This is a genomic window from Sediminibacterium sp. (genome assembly GCF_019264485.1).
GTDB lineage: Bacteria > Bacteroidota > Bacteroidia > Chitinophagales > Chitinophagaceae > Sediminibacterium.
On sequence record NZ_JAHVAA010000011.1, the window covers coordinates 436,048 to 458,451 of the forward strand.

Below are 22,404 nucleotides of genomic sequence, written 5' to 3' on the forward strand. Positions count from 1 at the left end.
TTATGCATTTTGATTGGTGATTAGAATCCAACATTCAGACCGATGGTTGTTTGTACCAGTGCTGGGTATTGTGCACCCACCAGCGATACTCCTGTTGCTTCAGGATCAAAGCCCTGGAATTTAGTACCAGTCCACCAGTTCTGACCCTGAACGAATACACGGGCAGAACGGATACCTGTTTTCGACAACAATTTAGTCGGAACAGTATAGCCTAATGTTACGTTACGTAATCTCCAGAAACTGCCGTCTTCCAGGAAGAAAGTAGTTTGTGTCTGATAAGGATTGGATGGGCCTAAAGCGGTAGCACCAGATGTTGGTCTTGGGATATTGGTAATATCACCGGGATTTCTCCACTCTTTCAAGAGTTCAACCCACATATTATCAAAGAAATAAGTAGGGTTAACTACGTTGTTTTTATCATTGTTATACTGTACCCTGTTGAGGAAGAAGTTCAACTGAGCACTCAGGTCGAAACCTTTGTAAGACCATGATGAAGTGATACCACCAAACCATGGGGCATCTGAAGTACCCTGGTACACTTTATCATTTGGTGTGTATACCATGGTAGTGCTCTTATCTTTCTTCTGGTATTGCGCGTTACCATTAGCAGGGTTAACACCAGCATACGGAACGAGGTATAAAGTATTCAGCGCTTTTCCTTCTTTCAGGATAGTGATACCAGCTACAACTGAGTCTGTAGGCAGGTCAATAATTCTGTTCTGGTTGTAAGTGAGGTTAGCAGCAATAGTCCATGAGAAATCTTTTGCTCTTAACACATCACCACGGAGTGATAATTCAATACCACGGTTACGTAAGCTACCGAAGTTACTTGGAATGCTACCAAAACCACTGATAGACGGATCGATTGGAAGTGCATAGAACAGATCAAGTGTTTTTCTGTCATACAATTCAATACTACCACTCAGTCTTCTTTTCAGGATAGAGAAGTCGATACCAACGTTGATCGTACGGTTGGTTTCCCAACGGTAGTCTAAGTTACCTGGTGATCCTGGAGACCATCCACTAACACCTGCATAGGTAGAGCGACCGAAGATAGGAATAGGGAAGTCACCAGCCTGTGTATTGTTGTTACCGGTTGTACCGATACTGGCACGTAAACTCAGGTTATCAAACAATTTGCTGTTCTCCATGAATTTCTCCGAAGAAACAGACCATGTAACACCCACAGAACCAAAGTTCGCATAACGGTTGTTTACACCAAAACGTGAAGAACCATCGCGACGGCCTACTAAGGTTAGGTAATATTTACTGTCGTAACCATAGTTGAAAATACCGAAGTAAGACTGGATACCATTTCTGCTACCACCACCACCAATGGCAGGGATATAGTTAGCATTGGCGGTACTACCTGCAGTTAAACCTGCTTCGTTGGTAAAGCCATTAGTGAAACCATAACCGGTAAAACCAAAGTTTCTTGAATCACTCTTAACAACTTCTGTAAATATCCCACCATCAAACTCATGCTTACCAAAGTTTTGCTTGTAGTTGATAGAAGTAGTTCCGGTATAACGGAAATTCCAGGCACTATTTCTGCTCAATGCACCGGCTCTTGCCTGAGCACCTGCGGTACGTGGGTCGTTAAATGCTGTAGATTCGTTATTGGTATAATCAATACCCCAGTTAGTTCTGGCAGATAAACCTTTCAGGAAAGGGAAATGGAATTCCAGGTAACTGGTTGCCACTGTTTTTATCTGGATAGAATTATTATAATCAAGGAACAGTTCCATGGCACCGTTAGGCTGACCAGAAGTCAGGTAACCAGGACCACCGAATTGCTGAAAATCTCCAGTTCTTGGGTCTCTGTCTCTTTCATAAGGGTTAGACCAACGGATAGCATTCAATGGAGTTGCCAGACCTGTATTGGCTTCACCTGTTTGTTTCAGTTTAGAGAAACCTGCCTGCAGGTTAATACCAAAGCGCCAGTTTTTAATGGTATTGTCTACGTTGATACGGGCAGTATAACGTTTTAAACCAGTAGTTTGAACGATACCTTCCTGATCCATATAAGATAATGAAGCAAAGAATTTGCTGGTAGCAGTACCACCGCTTGCACTGATCATGTGCTGATGGGTCATACCTGTTTGCATTAAAGCATCTTTCCAGCTAAAGTTTACTTTGCGTAAGCTGTCTGCTTCAGCAGTAGTCCAACCGTAAGGGTTACCACGCTGTAATTCATAGGTAATTTTCTGATCGCTGTTCATCATCACCAGGCGATCCTGAGGCAATGTGCTCCATCCCACTTGAGCATCATAGTTCAGTTGCAGTGTTCCTGCACGACCGCGGCGGGTAGAAATAACGATTACGCCATTTGCACCACGAGAACCGTACATAGCTGTAGCCACGGCATCTTTCAGCAATTCAACACGCTCAAAGTCGCCCTGGTTTAAGCTGGAGAAGTCAGCAGCAGTAATTTCAATACCATCCATAATATATAATGGTACGTTACCACCACTGATTGAACCATTACCACGGATACGAACAACGGCATTAGCACCTGGCTGACCGCTATTGGCAATAACAGAAACACCCGCAGCCTGACCCTGAAGGGCCTGGTCGAATGAACCAAAAGGTTGTTTCTTCACCTCCTGGGCTGATACGTTGGCAATGGCACCAGAGAATTTCTTACGCTGGATGCTGGTATAACCGGTTACAACAACTTCAGATACACTGTTGGCATCTGCAGTAGTTAATGTAATGGATAAAGCACTTCCTGTTAAGGTTACGGTACGGTCGTTATAACCGATGGAAGTAACCACGATAGAAGTGGTGGCCGTAGGCACAGCAACCGAAAAGTCGCCACTCGCACTGGTGGCGCCAACTGGTTTGCCATTGGCACTAATGGTAGCACCGGAAATAGGTGTACCATTCGATTCTGTTACCTTACCGGTAACAGTTTTGTTTTGAGCGAATGCAGATGCTGTAAAAAGCATAAGCACCGTCAGTAGTGATACAAGTTTTCTCATTTGTTCCAATTTTTAAAAGTTTAGGCTTGTTTCATAAAATGTAGTGGGTACATTTTCGTTTAGGTGATGGAAAATTTTAATGGTGTTTGATTAATTTCTTTCTTTTCGGTATTTTTCTATCCAATACCTCAAAAAGTATCTTTTTTACTGTTTTTAAATGGTAAAGTGAGTTTAAATGACAAACGATGCTTCTTTCGAATAAATGATATTTCATTATCTACAGCACAAAATCTCACAACGTCAGTTTTTCTAAAGGCAGGATCGAAGCATCAGCACCTTAAATAAGACCACCAGCGGGTCAAAGTGCTGCATTAATAGGTGTAAATGTTAATAAAAGATTAATGCAAACAAAAAAATAAATAAATATTATTTTATTATATGCTCAAGTATATTTAAATGAATTTTTTAAGTGTTATTTTTTTTGAAATAAGAGGATATTTATGGTCGATTTTGCCGGCTAAAATCTCCTGGAAAATTAACAAAAGGCTGAAATATTGATCAATCAAGCCAGGTTTTTTCTACTATCCCTGCGAGGAAAACACCGTACATTTTCTAAAAAATACCGTTTTTTCCACATTGAATTAACAGTTAATATGCAATTGATTATTAACGTTTTGTAACCCTAACTAACCCCAAAACGAAAACGTATGGAAAAAAAGCTACGCATTTTTCTCACCCTTTTATCTATTGTATTGATCAGTATCACTACAAAGGCGCAAACGAATTACTACGTTTCTGCCACAGATGGGGATAATCTGAACGATGGATTAAGTGCTGCAACAGCTAAAGCTACTATTACTGCAGCAGTAGATGCTGCATCAGCTGGAGACATCATTCATATAGGTGCCGGTACTTATGTTCAATCTTCTACCATTCAATTGAATAAATCAGTTACACTCAAGCCGGTTGGTATTGCCGGGTCGGTAACCATTCAAACCAGTGGTTCCGCTTATCTGTTTTTGGTAACCGCTCCACAGGTTTCCATCCGCGACCTGGTAATTACTAAAACAGATGATTCACCCAGCCATAACCTTATTGGCGTTCAGGCCAGTAATTTTGAACTGGCAGGATGTACCATCAGTGGCCAATATGCCATGACCGGTGGAAATGTTTCCCGTGCACTGGAAATATCGGGCGGACTAACCGGATTGAATATTCATGATAATACCATTTATAATCTCCGTCAACCCGGCTATATCAATAACAATGTAACAGGTACCATTGCCAATAATCATGTGTACGGTACCCGTGGATGGGTACTGTTATCAGACTGTTCCATCAGTTTTACCGGTAACCAATGGGGTTCTGGGGCTAATGCCAATTATTATGATATTGCCATTCTGAATGCTGCAGTGAATAAATACACTGATATCGCTGCAGTGAGTGCAGCAAATAATAATGCAAACATCGAAAACCAGCACAGCTCATATGGAGCTCCTGTTTTGTCTATTGTATATGTAGATGCTTCCTATGCAGGTACTACCAAAAATGGGTCTGTTCGTGATCCGTATGCAACTATTACACAGGCTATCCCCCGTGTTGCAACCGGTGGTAAAATCATCGTTGCACCAGGAACTTATACTGGTAATATTACCATCAACAAACAGGGTATTAGTTTACTATCTACCGGAGGAGCTTCTGTAACACATATTAATTCAACCGTTATTGGTCTAAATACTGTTGCACTTAGTTCTGGTACTAATAATGTAACCATTGGTGCTCCCGGTAAAGGTTTTACCATTACAGGTTTTGATAGTAATGGTTCATCAGAAACGGGTGCTGTTTATTTATTGGGAAGTCATACCAATATCCGTATCGAGGGAAATGAAATTGTAGCAAATGGAGAACATGGTATCGGTTCCAATTTTAATACTGCTATTGACAATATCATCATCAATCAGAATACTTTTTCGGGTAAAACATTTGCGGGGGCAGAACCAGGCGGTTGCGGTTCTACGGGACAATTTGTAGCCGGTAACAATATTCCCAGACAATTAGTAGTATTAGGAGGAAGCAATACTGTAACCAATTCGAAGAATGTAAGTTTTACCAATAACAGGGTAATTGGTACAACCGGTGGATACAATAGTGCTTCCGGATGTTTTCAGGGAAATACACAGATAACTATCGATGTAATTGGTGCTTTTATTTCCGGAAATATTTTTGATGGTGTTACCACAACAGGATCAAGTTTACGTACAAGAGGTAATGCTACTTCTATCAGTTGTAATACTTTTTATAACAGAAACCTGGGCGAGGGAGCTACCCATATTTTCTTTTTCGATCAGGATCCTTTAACCGGAGCAGTACCCAATACCATTCATGGTGTATTGGAAGCCAATGCATTTCCGGGTGGAGGAACCGGTTTCATAGCAGGTAATATTCCTGGCAATTCCGGAACTTATTTTATCTATAGAGATACAGTACAGGCAACAGCCGTAAATGCAGCATTGGGAAATATATATCCAATGGCAAACGGTTTTGCCGGCCTGGCCACATTCGTTCGCCCTTTGTTTGATTACAGTGTGGTGAATGATGCCAATGCCTGTGGTGGTACTGTAACACTTCAAACACCCGAAACCTATAGCTATTGTGCTAACAACGCTTCTGTAACCAAAGATTTCCAAGGTGCTTTCTTCCCGATTGGAACTACAAAAGTTACCTGGACTATTACAGACAGTAACGGTAATACCGATACAGCTTCTCAGTATGTAACAGTAATCGATAATGAAAACCCGACCATCGAAGCCATGCCTGCCACTACGTTGTGTTATAATGCATCGGGCAATTATCAGGTGCCATCATTAGTAGCCACAGATAATTGTGGAATCTATTCTGTGTCATATGTCATCACAGGTGCCACCAACAGAACAGGAACTGGTTTGGATGCCAGTGGTAATTTTAATGTAGGCAGTTCCACTATCACTTTTACGGTAATGGATGTAAATGGAAATATAAAAACGGGTTCTACAGATGTAATCATCACTGCAGCGCCGGTTGCAGCATATACAGTAAGTACACCCGATGCCTTTTGTAACCAGCTTGTATTAACCGCCAATGCTGCTCCGGGAGCAAGTTATACCTGGAAGCAGGGTACAACAACAGTTTCAACTCAACAAACACTTGGTCTTGGCTTAACGAATACTGATGGAACCTATGAATTAACCACCACCACTTCAAACGGTTGCACTTCTTCACCTGTTACATATGTTTACAACAAACAGACGGTTGCGGGCAATTATACAATCCTTGTAGCCAATGATGTAAAACTGGGTGTTGGCAATAAAGTGGTTACAGGAAGTGTAGGTGTGATGAACACGCTGGGAAGGGCCATTTTTGAACAAAACAGTTCAGTCGCAGGAATGGGTGCATTTGTAAAAGCACCCAAGGTATATAAATACGGAACGGGTATCAACCTCGCATCTGTAATATTGGGAAGAGCAACTGTAACACTTCCAAGCATGAAGTATAATACGGCCTCAACAAAAAACCTGCGTAATTATACTGTGAACAGGAATACTACAGTCACTTTAAGCGGTAATTATGCAGACCTGATCATCCGTGAAGGGGCTAATGTGGTTTTAAGCGGTGATAATTTTAAAACAATCTGTATTGGTGCAGGCGCACGGGTACAGTTTACTGCTTCAGTGATCAATATATCCGATATGGTAGTGGAAGCCGGAACAAGTTCAGCCAATACCACCGTACGTTTTGCTGCAGATGCAGAAATGAAAATTACGGGCAGTGCACAACTCATGTCTAACACAAGAGTAAACCCCGATCAGCGAAAAGTTACTTTTTACATGGGCGACAGTAATAATGATGATGAGCGCTTTACTGTTACCGGGACCAATATTCAGTTCACAGGAAATGTATACCTGCCAAAAGGCCTCATAAAACTGAACCCTGATGGCAGAAGCAGCAGTACAAATTCCAATGTATTCATGACAGGTTTCTTTATTACACAGAACCTGGAAAGCACACTGCCAAACGTTACCTGGAATAGTTATTCATGTGGTAATGCTTTACCGGTTGTTTCAAGCGGATGGACTTCTTCACAGTTCACAACAGCAGAGAACAAAACAACTGATGAAAGCTTTACAGTGCAGGTTATCGGAAATCCTTCAACCAGTTATTTCACCCTGAAATTACAAAGCAGCAGCCAGGCAGCAGTACAGATCAGGGTAACAGATGCTACTGGCCGGATGGTAGAAGCAAAAGCCAATAATAATGCCAACAGCACTGTTCAGATTGGACATGATTTCAAACCGGGTATTTACTATGCTGAATTACTACAGGGCTCAAGCCATAAAGTGGTTCAGTTAATGAAACTGCGTTAATCCCCCTTGCCATACCAATTGCTTAATGCCTGAGGCCCGCCATTTGGCGGGCCTCTTTTTTCTCTGCGGTCTACCCCCGCGTTCTTCTTTCTCTGCGGTGATGATTTGAGTATGATTCACCGCAGAGAAAGGAGAACGCAGAGATTTCGTGAGGAGATTATTTTTGGAAAGACTTAATATGAGCTGCTACTTCTACCATGGGTGCAACAAGAATATCTTTTTCATTTTGTTTGAGGTAGGTTAGAAACTGACGATGGGCACTGAGCGATACATCCAATCCATTTCCGCCACCCACACCATGAAAAAGTATAACCAGTAAAGAATTAGTGGCAACCGCTTTTTTTACCCATTCAATCATTTCTTCTGCTGAATGATTGTTCACCATATAACAATCAACATTGTATAAATCAATCTCATTGATTTTGTGCATTTGATTCCTTACGGCTCTGGCGGCAACAAAATCATTCTTCATCGCATGGATAAAACCAGAGTCTCCAATTTTCATATCACCACAGGTATAGGCAAATGTTCTTTTAGTTTTTCCATCCAGGGCATGCAAAAAAAGATTGGTCATGCGGGTTTCGTCTATCATTTGCTGAACAGTATAGCTTCTCATATCGTATTCAGGCTTTACCCATTCTCTCCCTTTACCACCTACACAAGGATGAAAAAGGGTATGATTGCCCAATTCGTGCCCTTTTTTATCAAGATTTTTCCACTCATTCATTCTTTTCTGTACAGAATTGGAAAAAGCAGTAACGTAAAAACTGGCTTTAAGTCCCAATGAGTCGAGTAATGGTGCTGCATTGTCGAGATGCTGGTCAAGGGCATCATCATATGTAATTACCACGGCACATTTTTTCCCGTTCCAGGGTTGTGCATCGATACGTGCAACAGTAAAAAATAGCAAGAAACAAAGCAGGGCTCTCATAATATTGAAAATTAATTAGTAATCACCAATGTGGTAACACTGTTCGCGGGCGCATCAAATGTTACTTTTTTATCTGAAATGGTTAATGTTTTTTTATTCATGACCATTGTTTCAGAACTGGTATAAGATACAACACCTGTTTGTGTAATTCCGGTTACCTGTACATTGTTTATCGGGAAAGCTTCGGGATTAATTATGACCATGACAGTCTGATTATCTTTTTTATAGGCCGATAGTTTCAGGTAAAAATTCAGGGTAGCATCTGTGCCAATGCGTACAAAACCCGGTCGTATAAACTTTGAAAAATGGGAGAAAGCAAAGCCACGTTTTAATACGGCACCATTGGTAGTGCCTTCTTCTCCATCACCAAGAAAAGAGTAATAACGCTGAAGGTACCACCAGATATATGCGTTCCAGTTATTCAGCATTGCGTCATGCACAGAAACAAGCATTTTTATAGTCTCTCCCCATTTGGCAGCTTCTGTATAAGTGCTCCATTTGGCTGCCCCTGTATTACCTGTATTCAGGTTTAAGAGGTATTCTGTCATCCATATTTCTTTTTGTTTCTGTTCCGCTAATGGAAATTTTGCCAATCCTCCACCATAAATATGTCCGGCAACAATATCAATTTTCTGCGCAGCAGCATCGTTCGATAAAATTGCATTAGTCATGTTCTGATTAAAATTTAATGATTCAGGAGCCGCTACTTTTGCACCTGTAATCTGACCAGGCGCGTTTAAAAAGTTAATCATTTCATCAGCGGTCCAGTCGCAGGATTCATAAGTAGGAGTCCAGTCGGGTTCATTCTGAATAGATACTACATCAATTGTGGCCCCATTTGATTTCATATAGGCCAGAAACTCATTGATATAGTTTTTAAACGCTGTATAATTTTGTGGTAATAATCTACCCCGTATATCACTGTTATTGTCTTTTAATGCGGGAGGGGGCGACCATGGACTCGCCAATACTTTAACGCCATTTTTATTGGCTTCTTTCACGGCTTCGATAATAATGGGCCATTCAGTTTTATTAGAAGATAACCTTACCCTGAATATACTTAACCCTAATTCGTCAACACCCATACCAAAAGCTTTCTGCGCTTCTGCGGGTGTAAGTGATTGTGTTCCCCACATACGATTGGCGCCACCAAAGCCTGCAATGGTCTGGTAAGTGGTTTGCGGAGCATAGCTAATGGTTACTGACGGAGTACTGGATGGTGGATTGACAGATGGATCTGTTTTTGATTTTTTACAGGCTATTAACAGAGACAGTATACAAAAACTGAAAAGAATATTTTTCATGCACAGGTTTTATGATAAACGATATATATGCTTTTCATGTACTGCTTACTCGGTATTTTAATCAGGGGTAAGTAAGTAGTATACGAGGGATTTATTTTAATTCGAGTACTACGACACTAAATGGGGGCAGACTGATTTTTAGTTCATTTCCATTTAATGTGGCTTTGTTGAAAGAAGCAGGTACAACTGTATTTGGTTTATCGAATGTATTGTGGTCTTGTATGTTAGATGAACTAAGGATACGTCCTGTAACAGATTTTGCTCCAGAGTTACCAAGGTTAATGGTAATGGTTTGTTCTTTGGTGCTATGTATATTAACCAATGAAACATGTGTAATTCCGTTTTTATCTTTTGAAGCCGAAGCAGAAACTGCCTGAAGTTTCTTATCTCCCATTACATAATCTTCACTGGTTACGGTTACAGGAATCATTACAGCATCCTGGTGTACATTGTACATCTCCATTACATGATAGGTAGGAGTAAGGATGAGTTTTTCTTCTTTAGTAAGAATAACAGCCTGTAACACATTTACAATTTGTGCCAGATTAGCCATACGAACACGATCAGCATGGTTATGAAAAATATTGAGTGATAAACCGGCAATCATAGCGTCGCGCATCGTGTTCTGCTGATAGAGAAAATTTTTATTAGTACCCGGCTCCACTTCATACCAGCCACCCCATTCGTCTACAATAAGCGCTACTTTTTTCTTCGGATCATATTTGTCCATTATTTCACTGTTCTTTGTAATAAACCTTTCCATGCGCCATGCCTGTTCCATGGTACGGAAATATTCCTGCTCGGGAAATAGCGTAGCTGAGCCTTTAGCCGACCAGTTGATCACAGAATAGTGATGAACAGAAAGACCTTCGATCAGTTTTGAAGGGATATCGCGCATCACGGTTTCTGTCCAGTTATAATCTTCAGAACCTGGTCCTACAGCAATACGAAACAAATTCTCAGAGTTGCCATAATTGGTGATATGTGTAGCATATTTTCTGTATTCACTTACGTACTGACTTGCAGTCATATTGCCACCACAATCCCATGACTCGTTACCAACGCCCCAGTATTTTACGTTCCATGGTTTTGACCTGCCGTTTTTGGCACGCATATCGGTTAAATAACTGCTGCTATTGGCATGATTTACATATTTAACCCAGTCGGAAGATTCCTGTACTGTACCACTTCCCATATTCAACGCGAGATAAGGCTCTGCTTTTATCATATCACAGAGTTCAAGAAATTCGTGTGTTCCAAAAGCATTGTTCTCTCGCACATTTCCCCACGCTACATTTTCTGTATGTTTTCTTTGTGCTTTGGGGCCAATACCATCCATCCAGTGATATCCATCAGCAAAACATCCGCCGGGCCAGCGAAGTACACCTACTTTCAGTTTTTTCAACGCTTCTACTATATCTGTTCTAATGCCATTTTTGTTGGGAATCTTTTTATTATCGCCTACATATAAACCATCATACACACAGCGACCAAGATGCTCAGCAAAATGTCCGTATATGTTTTTACTGATGGTGTCTTTCGCCTCTGAAGTGCGCAGTATAATACTATTTTGTGCAGAGGCTATACACATAAACAGTATGATGTTTGTTATCAAAAGGATACTTCTTTTTTTCATATGCTTGGTTTTAAATTGAATAAACGATTATTGTGCAGCTTTTTTTTCATAATTAAGAAAACGAGAAGCCCATGGAATAAAATGCTTAAAGTTCGGTGCATCGGTATGTCCGCCATCATGCTGGCGCCAGGCTAATTGCCCATCTAACAAACCCGTTAGTACCGGCGGCATTTTTTCTTTCAGATAGTCATTCGATACGCCAATATCTTTTGCTCCCAATAATTTAAATACTGAACCGGCAGCAACAGTAGACATATAACTACCTGTCTGGTCAAGCCATTTAGCATCTCCTTTTTCAGGAATACCATAACTGATAAATGTTAATCTTGGTGCTGCCAGTGCAATCAGCTCATGAGAGTCAACAGTCAGGTCGCAACCTGTTTTTGCACCAAAACCCGATTCAGATGTGCCATACCGTAAATAGTTGCCGGCCATCCAATGATATTCTCCGCTGCTGGTAAGGCTTTCAACTGCTTCCCCAAATATGCGTCTATGTAAAGTAGCTCCCCCTTTGCCAGATGAACCGATTAATCCTACTGCAAAACGTTGATCAAAAGCAAGCGTAACCAATGCGGCTTTACCGTAACGTGATACACCTTCAATACCTACTTTTTTTGCATCAACCAGTGAATCTGTTTCAAGATAATCTAAAGCTCGTGAAGCTCCCCAAGCCCAAGCACGCAACGAACCCCAGTCTTCTGGTTTGCGGGGTTGTCCTTTGTTTACCAAACCAATAATTCCTTTGGTTAATCCAGCTCCATTATCTGCCTGAATACTACCGGGCTCAATAGTGAGGTAACCCCAACCGGCAGCCAATAACTGCTCAGTAGGTGAAGGATCTCCGGGTGGCGGAGCTGCAAATGGATTGGCACCCGCCAACCTGGTGATAGGTGAATAAGCAGGATAACGATCAAAAATAACTTTCATCGACGGATCATTTTTGATCATCAGTTCTTTGAATGCAGTATTTAGTTTTTCGAGATCGGCAGGAGAAGGTTGTGCAGGTGCGGGAAAAGAAGGGAAACCAAACATCATCAATACCGGTACAGGACCTTTCACATTGGTAGGTACAACAAGCATCATGTTAATGTCTACATTCAATAAAGGATATTCGCTGTTGTCAACATATCCTACCAACTGCTTAACTATTGCAGGAGTTCTGCCGATAAATTCTCTGTCGGTTACTTTTACTTTCCAGTTTATGTTAGGAATTTTATTTGGAATACGTCCATACAATTCTTTTTCAATAGCGTTTATCAGTTCAGGTCTTCTTTCCTTCCACCACATGTCTGCACCTGCTACTTTTTTTCCTGATGTTGTTGTGAGGATATCCGGTAACTCCGGACATGGATTTGCTTTTGCCTCATCGTAATTGGCTGGATTGGCTGCATTTTCATTGGCATTAGGGCCGGGCCTTAATCGCTTAATGCCCAATTGCTGCATCATGTTTTGATGATCCTGTTGTGTAGTAAAGTTTACAGGTTTTGGGTATTTGCTGCTGTCTACAACAATTGTTTGTGCAGTTACCCCGTAAAAAAAGATGATGAATAAGTTGAACAATGATATTTTTTTCATCTGTTACTTGTTTTGAATACCCATATGATGAGCCCATTTTATTGTATAAGTACATTGTATCTGCATAAAACATTACTGATCGGTTCTGAAAGGCGAAGCTGGCAAACCTTCTTTGTTATAGAGATTTGGATGCACTGGGTTATCGGCCCATGCATAACGCACATACAATGGCTGAGTAATTTCATCACTCCATACAATCACTTTATTTCCTTCAATCTTAGCCTTGGCCCATACGAATTTTTTATCAGCGCCAGCAATGGCAAAATCGCCAGGTTCTTCTCCATCATTTGTAATTAACCCGCTGCCAGTGTGTTCAAAGCTGATGATGATTTTGTTGCCTTCAATAGTAGCTGTTTTAAAAAGAGGGCCTGAGTAAATGATATTTTCTCCATGCGCCAATTTTAAAGCAGCCAACGCCATTCTTTCACCCACATCTTTTTTATTATCCGGATGGATATCGTTCCATTCACCTAAATCAATGGCTACAACCATGGCACTGTTGGGTGCTCTTAATGCTTTTAGTTGTGCTTCTCTCAACATGGCCCATCCACTTTCAGAAGGGAGATAGTTGTAATCCATAAAACCCGGTAACTGTACATAAAGAAAAGGTAATGTACCCTGCTTCCATTTGTTGCGCCAGTCATTCATCAGCGCACGCATCAGTTTTTCATATTCCTGTGGTCTTCCTGCATTGCTTTCGCCCTGGTACCAGCAGAATCCTTTAATGGTATAATTAATTTCAGGTGCCACCATTGCATTATACAAAGCGGCAGGCTGATTTTGCGCATTGATGCCCCCTCCACCAAAACCCCCACCGCTAACAGGGCGATTAACCAATCCAACTTTATATTGCCAGTCACCTTTCAAATCAACTGTATCTGTGCCCGAAAAAATGCAGTAAGGCTTATCAGGAACAAATCCACCTTTACCATTGGTATTGGTTACACGAATAACAAAAGTATTCTTACCTGCTTTTAACAGGTTGCCCGGAACATAGTATCTCCTTTGCGGATATAAATAAGTCGTATTCCCAACTTGTTTTCCATTGATATAAAGTTCATCTGCATCAACAATTCTGCCAAGGAAAACCCTTGCCTGCTTGCCAACCATGGAAGCAGGTATGTTTACCTCACGACGATACCATACCACACCATTTAAATCCTTTACGCCCTGGTCTTCCCAATAACCGGGAATATTTATGTTACGCCAGTTAACAGGAACATATGCAGGATCAAACCATTTTAAAGTACCAGTCAACCCTGCATCGGCAGGTGGTGAGGGTCTGTTGAAATTGCCAGCCGGTCTGCGGTTCAAACTATTCAGGTAAGCAGTGTCTTTATTTTTCTGGATGCTTACGGTTAAAGCAGAAAAATCTTTCAAGCCTTCTTCGCTTGTCCATGCTTCAATAGGCGTACCACCTACACTGGCATTAATGATGCCAATGGGAACTTTATATTGCTGGTATATTTTTCTTGCAAAAAAATATGCTACTGCAGAAAAAGGGCGAACATCTTCACCAACAGCTGATTTCCAATAACCGGAAGGCAGATCATCCTGAACACCGCGTAAACTGGTTAATGTTGGTATCCAGAATTGTCTGATCTCCGGATTATTGGCTTCTGCAATATCTTTTGCATAAGTAACATCATGAATATTCAGTTGATGTACCATGTTCGACTGTCCGCTACAGAACCATACATCTCCTATAAGTATATCTTTTAGTATGATTTTATTTTTGCCACTTAGTTCCATAGTATAAGGTCCCCCGGCTTTCATTGGTACCAGTTGAAAAAGCCACTTGCCATCGGTGTCTGCTGTAGCCTGATATTTTTTCCCGTTGAAACTAGCCGTAATATTTTCACCCGGTGTTGACCATCCCCAGATATTCACTTTTGTATCTCTTTGTAAAATCATACTATCCCTTACAAGTCTGGGTAGCCTTATCTGGGATTGTGTTTCATTTTGAAGAAGCAACATGCCAAGTAATGCAAAAACAATTTTTTTCATACTAATTGATCTTTTTAATGAATTGTGTACTGCCATATCTTGTCCAGTCAAATCCTTCTACCTTGCTTGTGTTTATTTTGAAATAGAGATTGAAAAATTCATGCGTGGCGTAAAAATGATGTATTGTATTTGCCAATAACCTGGTCTTGTTTTGAGGGCCAGAGAACCAATACAGTTCTTTGTCTTCTATTTTTAATTCAATTGTTGAGCCATTGGGTAACTGATAGGTTCCTGTATATTTCTCGAGTTGCTCATTGCTTAACGCCAGTTTATTTTTTTCAAAAATGTACTGAAGTCCTCTTGTATAGGTTTCAGACTTAGTACCGGAATGTCCGGTGTTTTCCAAAACTTTTGAACGAATATGTACATTATTATACTTCTTATCAATAAGAAAAGAAGCCATTTTTTCAAATGAAGAACGTCCTCTCTCCACGTCGCCAATGGTCATGTATAAACGAATGGGCTTATCAATTTTCTTTTCAGAAAAAATTTTTTCATACTGGTATAGTACCTGATTATCCCAGCCAATTGCCGGGCTGGCCGCAGCATACCCGGAAAACATTTCGCTATGTGTAAGCATGGCATAAATGGTAAATAAACCTCCTAGTGAACATCCCATCAGGATTCGTTCATCTTTACTCGCCCGGTAGTTTTGCTCTATAAATGGAAATAATTCGGTTTTCATAAATGAAAGAAACCGATCGGCACCTCCGCTTTGTAATAGTCTTGCTTCGCGGGTAGGGGTGTAGTCTCTCGCCCGAAGACTGTCGGGATTTGGTTTTTTACCTCCCCAGGTAACACCTACTATAATAAGTTCAGGAATAAAACCGTCATAGTAATATTGGCCATAAATAGATTTTACCAAAGGGAAGTCCCACTGCGAATCCATTAAGTACACAACAGGATATTGTTTTGTACTGTTGCTATAACCACCCGGTAATAAAATCTGTAATTCATATTCCTGCCCATTTACAATTTCAGATTGGATAAAACGTATTTCTGAACCCGGAATGCTCACCGGAGCATATTGTGCTACAGCAGGAACTGTGCAAAACAGCACCAATATGAAGACTATTTTTTTCATTGACTTGTTTTTAATGCTAGTGCTAACCCCGTGGTGGTTGTATAATATTTAGCCAGCATATTGGGAACTTCCCATGAAGGCATATTGTTGTGTTTTAAGTATTTCAGGTAGCTTTCTGTTACACGTGCAAAATGTGCTTCATGCCCTTCTTTCAGCGAATCGGGTATTTTCACTGCCCAGCCTTTTGTAGATTTTACGAGTTGAATACCCGGATACTTAGTTGAGAGCTTTTGTATGGCAGCAGACAATACAGCTGGATAGTTAGCTTCTTTCCTGGTCGGTTCAATGTATAACTGCGGCTGATAGTTCTCTTCTTTTCCCTGGCGTATAATGAGATTGGTTTTGGTTCCCCTCATAATGGAGTAATGTGTATCGCCTGTTCCTTCCGGTGCTTTATAGTTCCATGTTACAGAGGTTTTTGCATGCACACCTTTAACAGTATAGTTAATTTCACCATTGGAAAAAACCTTCGCAACAGAATCGGTAACCACCGGCTGCAGGAAGGAAGGGAATGTATTTAGCTTCGTGATGGCACTAAACTGGCTTAGTGTTACAGGAGTGGCCCAACGTCTGGCTTTTAATACATCAATGTCTTTGGTGTAATCAATAACTGTTTCCGGAAAACATTCCCATTGCACCAGGTCAACAAGATGTGTCATTACATCAACAATACCTTCACCCTGTTGCGATACATCTAAAAACCAGGCTGGTCTTGTAAGTACAGCACCAGATACAAACTTGTAAAAATGGTGCACGCTTTCCTTGGTAATGGCCGGGTTATCAATACTCCCTTTTTCAAGAGTACCAAAAACATCGGGCAGCATCGATAATTCTTTTTGCAAAATGGTATTGATCTCAAATCTTTCTGTCATAATATCATATAACAGCAATTTGTTCTTAGCAGCTATCGAAAAAGCCTGTTTCAATTTGTCAAAACCAGTTGCATCAATTACCATTGGTTTATCGGCCAATACATGAAACCCGTTTTGTAGAGATGATAAAATATAGTCTGTTTTCTTTTGGTTATTACCACTGAGTATCACCAGGTTTCCTTTCTTTTCAGCAATCATTTTCTCAAAAAAATCGGCTCCCGTGTATACCTGCTCATTCCAGTGAGTAGGATTTTCTTTCCTGCTGTTGTAGCTGTTAATCCTGTCGAGATGCAACTGTAAGTCGTTTCCTTTTGGTGCATAAACCTGTACTATGGAATCAACATCTGCGTACATGGTTTTTTGTACCAATGCAGCATGAAAATGGCCCGGATCAAGTGTAACAAGCTGAAAAGGTTTTTGATCAATCTGTTTTGATTCAGTACACGACACTGTTATCAGTGTAAAAAATAGTATGGGGATGATATTTTTGTTCATTCAATTACTCTTTTACTTCGTATTGTTTTCTCTGTGGGCGACTTAACATGGCATTGGCTTCAGCATCGTTGCTGAATTTTTCTGTTTTAGGATCCCAGTATAATTTTCTTTTCAATTTCATGGCAATATGATGAAGCAGACAGGCCGAACAGGCACGATGTGCTTCTTCAACAGGTGCAATGGTTGCTTTATTATCCCTGATGGCTTCCAGCCAGTTACCATGATGCGCTTTACTCACTGTAAAACGAAATTCATTTTCACCAATAACAGAAGTCAGTAAGGACGGATCGCTTGCGTCTAACCTTTTTGCTCTTTCACCTGGTTTGGTTGGGTCTGTAGATGTAACCTGGTAATCGCCTCTTGAAACAAAAATCCATCCTTTTGTTCCTTCGAATTTTATGCCGTTCTGAAATTCATTGCTAACAATCATGGTAACACCATTGGCATATTTTGCTCCGGTTTTAAATATGCCATGCACATCCCATAACCCTCCGGTAGCAAACTCTGCTTTGTCGCACCAGATTTCTACGGGGCCACTTGATTCCATTCCCATACCCCAATGAGCACTGTCAATATGATGCGCGCCCCAGCCTGTAATCATCCCCGCACCAAACTGCTCACAACGTAACCAGCCCGGACGATCATAACCACTTTGTGGATGCACCCTGTCAATTGTATAATACACTTCGGGAGTAGAAGCGAGCCATAAATCGTAATCGAGGTTCGATGGAACAGGCATTTGTTCTTTGTTGCCACCAGACGGGTCGCCGGGTAAGCCAACATACACAGTTTTCAAATCACCAATCCTGCCATTTCTTACCAGTTCTGCAGCATAACGAAATTGTTCACTGCTTCTTTGCTGGCTTCCTATCTGGAATTTTACCCCGCTTTTGCTAACTACATTGCTGATAATTCTCCCTTCCGCAATGGTAAGAGAAGCAGGCTTTTGCATATAGATATGTTTGCCTGCCCTTGCTGCTGCTGCACCAATCATGGCATGTGTGTGGTCGGGTGTGCTGATGAGAACGGCGTCGATATCTTTATTCTGTAATAGTTCCCGGTAGTCGGTGTACATTTTTACGCCATCGTAAGGAGCGCCATTTTTTTTGCTGTAAAAATCATTAACCAGTTTCCTGCCTTCTTCGGCACGCTTACTATCAAGATCGCAAACTGCCATGAGTTGTGCATAGTTGTGTTGCCATACACCCGGCATATCATGAATCCTCGATATTCGTCCTGCCCCAATAGCAGCAACATTGATACGGTTACTGGGCGCATTTTTTCCAAACACGCTAACAGGTACAATAGACGGGAATGCCAGCAAAGCAGAAGCCTTCAGTGAATTACTGAGAAATGCCCTGCGCGATTGCTTTCTTTTTTTCATCTTGAGTTGATTTATGTGATGAATATGATCAACAAAGCCACAATAGGTTTTCTATTGTTACATACTTAATTGCAACACAAATCCATTTGAGTGTATTGATATTATTAAGATCATACACTCAGCGTCAACTTCATTTCCGATGCAGCATCCTTATTTTACTTCAGCCACAAAAGCCTGCCAGGCTTTCTCTGCTTTCGCCGCATCTGTTTTGCCATTAAAAACCACCAGCCTGTATTTCAGTGTATAAGTTTTGCCTGACTCTAATAACCAGTCTTTATCTTTTGTAGGTGCAAAATTTACAAATACATCACCGCGACCGCCATTTGCTTTTTTGTCCCATATGCGTAATGGTTCTGGGTGGTTGTAGTTGGAAGGATGCGATAGCATTACTATCCCGCCTTCCTCATTACCAGGTAGCGATCCATAAGTAATAATCCATTTAGCTTTTGAATTGTCTGTAGCATCTCTTGTTTTTCCTTCGGAAGTAAGCATTTCTGAATTGTCTTTATTCCAATACTCAGTGGCGCGCCAACCAAGACCCGCATACCTGTAAGCAACAATCAGTAAGGGGCTTTCAGAAGCACAACGCATTTCAGAACTGATATCGACGATATAAGAATTTTCTTTTTCATTGAATGAATGCACTTTAACCGTCTGCCATTCGTTTAGTGCCACTTTTTCAGTCCCATTCTTTTTGAAAACCACATGTTCATGCAGTGCCGTGTATTCAGCTAAACCTGCGGTACTTTTTTGTGAAGTGAATTTTGCAAAACGAACAGTTCCCTGTCTTCCTTTGATGTTCCAGAAATCAATGGTGTCTTTTTCAAATACCGTATGCGTCCATGGATTCCATATGCCATAATGATGATAATGATCAGGAGGCTGAATCCTTGTCAGCGTTTGTCCTTTTGGTGTATTCAGTGGATGAATAAAACCACTTCGTTTATAATTTGTATCCTGCCCTGCAGGCGGATACATTGTTTTAAACTGGTAGGAGAGTAATGTCTGCTGATTGTAACGGATATGTAATGCATCGGTAAGTTCTATGTTGAACTTTTGCTGACCCGAACAGGTAGCGGGTACAAAAAAAGAAAGAACAGTACCCGTAATAATGATGGTGAGGATACGTTTCATAAGATTGTTTTTGGTATGAACTACAGTTATAAAATTTGTATGGTACTATTTACCACATTACTGGTTGACTTTGTCTTTACATCTGGCTGACCACCACCGATACTGATCTTCACTTTTCCTTTTGGCTGATAACTTTTACCGGTTGTTTCGTTTACCAGTGCAAGGTCTTCAGGTCTTACGGTAAAACTGATTGTCTTGCTTTCACCTGCTTTCAGCATAACGCGCTGGAAACCTTTCAACGCACGTACAGGTAATTTTCCTTTGGTTTGCTGGTGAGCCACATAAAGCTGAACAACTTCCTCTCCATCTCTTGTGCCTGTATTCTTAACCTGCACACTTAGTTTAATGGTTTTATTTGCCATAACAGTGTTAGGTAATTTTAAACCATCATAATTAAAAGTGGTATAACTTAATCCATAACCAAAAGGATAGAGCGCTTCTCCACGGAAATAGCGATACGTTCTTCCTTCCATAGAATAATCTGTAAAACCAGGAAGATCGCTGTCTTTCTCATAAAAAGTAACAGGTAAACGACCGGCAGGATTATAATCACCGAACAGCACATCAGCAATGGCAGTACCGGCACTTTGTCCGCCATACCATGCATTTACAATTGCAGGTATATTGTTGCTCTCCCATGGAGTAGCAATGGCGCTGCCTGTCATCATTACAAAAACTATGGGCTTGCCCGTTGACTGTAATGCTTTTAGTAAAGCTGTTTGTACAGCAGGTAACTGTATCGTGGTACGATCGCCCCCATTAAAGCCAGGATAATCAACACGCATTTCTTCTCCCTCGAGTTGAGGTGAAATACCGCCTGCAAATACGATGGCATCTACGTTAGACAATCGTTTAGCCAGTAGGTTGAAATCGGTTTTCTCAAAATTACCGGTACGTAACCTCACGTTTGCTTTACCATCGCCCTGCCAGTATTCAAGAACAATATTGTATACAGAATCTTTTTTTGTTTTAAGGCGATAGGTGCGCGCACCCCAGCGATTACGCTGCCATGCATTGATGACTTCCCTGTTATTAATGGTAAAACGATAACCATCATCTGCTTCTACCTCTAAACTTATTTCACCGTCTTTTGAAGCCGTAAACGCAGTACTGTACCTTGCCGAGAAATTATTGGCTCTGATACCATCAGTAACGGCTTCTCCTTCCTGCCAGAAATGGTCAATCGTTTTTTCATTTTTTGTCACAATAGGAGAACCGCTGAGTTCACGGTTATTGAAATATTCCGCTTTAAAACCCTGCTGACCCTCCCAGGTAAATTGAGTTGACTGATCATTGTACACAAGAAGTGTATCAGTCGTGAAGTTGATGGCTTTTTCATAGATCACTTCAACATCAGTACCCAATTTGTCTTTAATGCCCTGTAATAAGGTTACCACTTTGGATGGTACACCATTGTAGTTGCCAAGAACAGCAATGCCATTGTCTGCATTCGGGCCAACTACTGCAATTCTTTTGATTTTTTTAGATAGTGGTAAAGTATTTTGTTCATTTCTCAACAATACAATCGACTGTTGCGCCATTTTCAAAGCATGTGCTTTATGGGCCGGTGCTTCCAGTGCCGATGCAGGTGTTTGTGCATAAGGAACAATGGAAGGAGGATCGAACATGCCCAACTTGAACCTTGTGGTAAACAATCGCTTTAAAGAAATATCCAGTTGCGATTCTTTGATGAGTCCTTGTTTAACCGCATCTATCAATGTTTTATACACTGTTTGTCCGCATTCAAGATCTGTACCATGTAATACAGCGTCTACTGCAGACTCAGTAGCATTTTTATGTGTTTTGTGGTATTTGAAAAAATCGTCAATAGCCCAACAGTCGCTGGTAACATAGCCTGTAAACTTCCATTGTTTGCGAAGTATATCATTCATTAAAAGATCATTACCGCAGCAGGGTTGTGTGTTTACCGCATTATAAGCACACATAACACCTTCAACATTTGCTTTTGTAATCAGTTCTTTAAAAGCAGGCAGGTAAGTATCCCATAAATCGTAAACAGTGGGATTGAAATTATCCGAATGACGGGATGGCTCGGGGCCACTATGTACCGCAAAATGTTTGGCACAGGCGGCAGCTTTTAAATATTTAGGATCATCACCCTGTAAACCTCTTACAAATGCAGCGCCGAGATAAGTAGTAAGAAATGGGTCTTCTCCATAGGTCTCCTGTCCACGACCCCAACGGGGGTCACGGAAAATATTGATATTAGGTGTCCAGTAAGTAAGGCCCAGGTAGCGTTCATTGGTTTTATTTTCCTGGATAGCTTTATTGTGTACCGCTCTTCCTTCAATCGCAGAAAAGTCTGCCATTTGTTTGAGCGAATTGGTATCCCATGTTGCAGCCATAGCAATGGCCTGTGGATAGGAAGTAACACGATAAGGTGTTCTTGCTACACCATGTAGCACTTCGTTCCACCAGTCATAAGCCGGAATGCCTAAACGAGGTATGGCAGGAGTTGCATTCAGCATCTGTGCCACTTTTTCTTCAAGAGTTAAACGTTTCACCACATCATTCACCCTTTGCTCCATGGGTAACCGGTGGTTCCACATGGGCAGCGATTGATAGTCCTGTGTAAAACCGTTAATGCTGGTCAGGATAAAGGCAATGGCAACAATCTTTTTCATAAACAGTTTATTG

At 41.0% G+C, this 22,404-nt stretch carries 12 protein-coding genes; 1 reads left to right on the forward strand and 11 read right to left on the reverse strand.

What is annotated here, in order from left to right; all coding sequences use genetic code 11:
- Window positions 1–20: 20 nt before the first annotated feature.
- Complete coding sequence (locus tag KXJ59_RS08165) at window positions 21–2,984, reverse strand: SusC/RagA family TonB-linked outer membrane protein (protein WP_295203037.1); 2,964 nt, start codon at window positions 2,982–2,984, stop codon at window positions 21–23.
- Between the two features lie 647 nt (window positions 2,985–3,631).
- Between KXJ59_RS08165 and KXJ59_RS08170 the strand changes: the two genes are divergently transcribed.
- Window positions 3,632–7,324, forward strand: a complete 3,693-nt coding sequence (locus KXJ59_RS08170; RefSeq protein WP_295203040.1) for a T9SS type A sorting domain-containing protein — start codon at window positions 3,632–3,634, stop codon at window positions 7,322–7,324.
- Between the two features lie 157 nt (window positions 7,325–7,481).
- Here KXJ59_RS08170 and KXJ59_RS08175 read toward each other — a convergent pair whose 3' ends face one another.
- The 10 genes from KXJ59_RS08175 to KXJ59_RS08220 all read right to left on the reverse strand — a co-directional run bounded on the left by KXJ59_RS08175 (window position 7,482) and on the right by KXJ59_RS08220 (window position 22,391).
- Complete coding sequence (locus tag KXJ59_RS08175; protein ID WP_295203042.1) at window positions 7,482–8,255, reverse strand: polysaccharide deacetylase family protein; 774 nt, start codon at window positions 8,253–8,255, stop codon at window positions 7,482–7,484.
- Between the two features lie 11 nt (window positions 8,256–8,266).
- The gene (locus KXJ59_RS08180) at window positions 8,267–9,559 is read right to left on the reverse strand and encodes a hypothetical protein (RefSeq protein WP_295203044.1); all 1,293 of its coding nucleotides are present in this window, start codon (window positions 9,557–9,559) and stop codon (window positions 8,267–8,269) included.
- Between the two features lie 91 nt (window positions 9,560–9,650).
- On the reverse strand, window positions 9,651–11,195 hold the full coding sequence (locus KXJ59_RS16000; RefSeq protein WP_363265861.1) for an alpha-L-arabinofuranosidase C-terminal domain-containing protein: 1,545 nt from the start codon (window positions 11,193–11,195) through the stop codon (window positions 9,651–9,653).
- A gap of 27 nt (window positions 11,196–11,222) precedes the next feature.
- Entirely contained in the window at window positions 11,223–12,770 is a 1,548-nt protein-coding gene (locus KXJ59_RS08190; RefSeq protein ID WP_295203046.1) for a hypothetical protein, read from the reverse strand.
- Window positions 12,771–12,842: 72 nt separating this feature from the next.
- Window positions 12,843–14,777: a sialate O-acetylesterase gene (locus tag KXJ59_RS08195; protein WP_295203047.1), complete on the reverse strand. Its 1,935-nt coding sequence runs from the start codon at window positions 14,775–14,777 to the stop codon at window positions 12,843–12,845.
- Window position 14,778: 1 nt separating this feature from the next.
- Window positions 14,779–15,861, reverse strand: a complete 1,083-nt coding sequence (locus tag KXJ59_RS08200) for an alpha/beta hydrolase-fold protein (protein ID WP_295203050.1) — start codon at window positions 15,859–15,861, stop codon at window positions 14,779–14,781.
- Window positions 15,858–17,228 (reverse strand): putative oxidoreductase C-terminal domain-containing protein, encoded by a 1,371-nt coding sequence (locus KXJ59_RS08205; RefSeq protein WP_295203052.1) that lies wholly within the window; start codon window positions 17,226–17,228, stop codon window positions 15,858–15,860. Before KXJ59_RS08205 ends, KXJ59_RS08200 begins: the two co-directional genes overlap by 4 nt.
- Before the next feature lie 4 nt (window positions 17,229–17,232).
- Complete coding sequence (locus KXJ59_RS08210) at window positions 17,233–18,612, reverse strand: Gfo/Idh/MocA family oxidoreductase (protein WP_295203054.1); 1,380 nt, start codon at window positions 18,610–18,612, stop codon at window positions 17,233–17,235.
- 150 nt (window positions 18,613–18,762) lie between these two features.
- A complete protein-coding gene (locus KXJ59_RS08215; protein ID WP_295203055.1) occupies window positions 18,763–19,746 on the reverse strand; it encodes a PmoA family protein in 984 nt (327 codons plus the stop codon).
- Between the two features lie 26 nt (window positions 19,747–19,772).
- Entirely contained in the window at window positions 19,773–22,391 is a 2,619-nt protein-coding gene (locus KXJ59_RS08220; RefSeq protein WP_295203058.1) for a glycoside hydrolase family 3 C-terminal domain-containing protein, read from the reverse strand.
- Between the last annotated feature and the right edge of the window lie 13 nt (window positions 22,392–22,404).